The sequence below is a fragment of the Bradyrhizobium sp. NAS96.2 genome (genome assembly GCF_001908235.1).
Classification (GTDB): Bacteria; Pseudomonadota; Alphaproteobacteria; order Rhizobiales; family Xanthobacteraceae; genus Bradyrhizobium.
In genome coordinates this window covers 1-1,845 of record NZ_LGHK01000446.1, presented here as the reverse complement: position 1 = coordinate 1,845, position 1,845 = coordinate 1, and the positions used below count along the sequence as shown (strand labels likewise).

At 54.2% G+C, this 1,845-nt stretch carries 3 protein-coding genes; all 3 read right to left on the bottom strand.

Annotation, left to right across the window (positions count from 1 at the left end; genetic code table 11):
- The coding region (gene amoA / locus AC628_RS41865) for a bacterial ammonia monooxygenase, subunit AmoA (protein WP_074132592.1) at positions 1-601 on the bottom strand (601 nt) is incomplete at its 3' end.
- A 194-nt stretch (positions 602-795) separates the two neighbouring features.
- Positions 796-1,587: a bacterial ammonia monooxygenase, subunit AmoC gene (gene amoC, locus AC628_RS41860; protein WP_074132591.1), complete on the bottom strand. Its 792-nt coding sequence runs from the start codon at positions 1,585-1,587 to the stop codon at positions 796-798.
- A gap of 111 nt (positions 1,588-1,698) precedes the next feature.
- Positions 1,699-1,779 carry a pyrroloquinoline quinone precursor peptide PqqA gene (pqqA, locus tag AC628_RS41855; protein WP_074132590.1) on the bottom strand — a complete coding sequence of 27 codons (81 nt, stop codon included), beginning with the start codon at positions 1,777-1,779 and terminating at the stop codon, positions 1,699-1,701.
- Positions 1,780-1,845: the final 66 nt, after the last annotated feature.

Genomic DNA, 1,845 nt, shown 5'->3' with positions numbered 1-1,845 from the left:
AGAAAAAGGACGCGATAATGGCTGAGTGGCCACCAAAAGTTCGAAGCGTGCCCCGCTCTATCAGCCGGATATACTCAGGCAGGGCGGTGCGGGTGAAGGCATAGCTGATGTAATCGCCCACGGACACAAGCTGCCCCATCACTTCTACGGGTAGCCGATATGGCGCCAGCCAAAACCAGTTAGCCGGGTAGAAAAGCAGTGCGAATGCAAAGGCGCCGGACATCGCCGTGAACAAAAAATTCCCGGTCAGCAAAAGAGCGACATCGAGGACTAGTGCGCCAGGTATCAGCAGCGCTGGAATGACCTCGCTCATCGGAAAGTACGACCACAGGTGGAAACCGAAATATCGATTCATCCACTGACCGAACAGGAGACAAACGACCGCAAATGTAGCGGCGATTGGAAGTCTAAATTTCGTCCAAAACACATACTGCAAAGCTGCAGGGAATGTTATGGCCATAATTGGCGTCAGGGTGACCCACCACTGTCTGTCTTTCCAATCGATCCACATATCCCAGTCCCCTGCGGTCAGCATGTAATGCAGGTGGAATGCGCCGGAGACCGCCAGAAAAAGGATGGCGGCGACGAGAAGGTCAAACACTCTTGAGATTCTTGCTGACTCTTTAGGCCATTCGAGACCATACAGTCTCACAGACGTTCCTCCTTGCATGGCTTCCTCCTAATTCTTTTACCGAGTTGAGATCGACCTTCCTGGAAACCGACGCCCGACATGATTACAAGACGGCATGCTTTGCACATGCCGGGCTGTCAGCGATTAATGGTTCACAAGCGGTTTCAGCGCTGGGTGGCGACCGAAACTTCGTCCTCTTGGGAAAGCCGCCCGATCACTTCAAGCATGTGCATCGCGATCTGGATCAGGAGCCCACCCAAGGCCAGCACACTCCAGCCCATCACGACAAAACCCCAGTGCAAGGGATAGGAGAACACCTCTTCCATCAGGAAGAAGGCATGGCCCCACTCGTTGTAGCCCAAGTTCGGCAATATTAGAAACGGACCTACAACCGCGAGCACGAATGGAATTGAGATCTGCGTTGCGAACTTCGGCAGCCTCGTCATCGCGTACAGAAATGATCCCACGCCAAACAGCACGTAGAGTGGCATGGTGCCGTAGAACAGCACGATGTGACTCGGCGTGAAGCTTGTATCCCGGACCACAACCTGATGCCATGAGGCGTCCTGCTCGGCAAAGAAGCTGGTAGCGAACCAGACGCAAAAGGCATAGACGAAGATGAACAGGACCAGATTGAAGTAACGCCGGAGCTCTTCCCGCGATTTGAGCGCGCCAAGATTGCGGTCTCGCGTGAACCATAGATACGCCCAGGCCACCACCCAGAGCAAAGGGATGACGCTGAGCTCAACCTTCAGCAACGTCATCCAGGCGGCATCGAACGCGGGCTCAGTCGAATCCAGGCCGGCGCTCCAAGCATAGACCTGCTGAAAAATGCGCCAGAACACCATCAGCGCTAGCACCGCCAGAGTGACTCCTGCTGCAAGTTTGAAATTCGCCAACGGCTGAGTACGGTCCTCAGCGGCAGACTTGGCGTTACGAGTCATCGTGATCGACATCTTGTCTCCTCCTTGAGATTGCCTTAGGTGTGGTGTTGTTTACGAGGGTAGTGCTCACTCCGATCGTTGACCGCAAGGATAGGATCTGTCTTCAAGCTCCCAACTTTCTGGTTACCTCCTTGCGAACGGCGCATACACGTTGATTTCGAGACCGACCGGTAATTCGACGATTTTTGGGGCTTTCCAGCTCATATATCGATTTGCTCCTGGCTAGATGAATGCGGCGCAAAAAGTCGCGAGGACACGAGGTCCTCGCAG

Bases quoted from the DNA above. Each gene is read 5' to 3' on its own strand.
- amoC (WP_074132591.1), bottom strand. From the start codon at position 1,587: ATGTCGATCACGATGACTCGTAACGCCAAGTCTGCCGCTGAGGACCGT.
- pqqA (WP_074132590.1), bottom strand. From the start codon at position 1,779: ATGAGCTGGAAAGCCCCAAAAATCGTCGAATTACCGGTCGGTCTCGAA.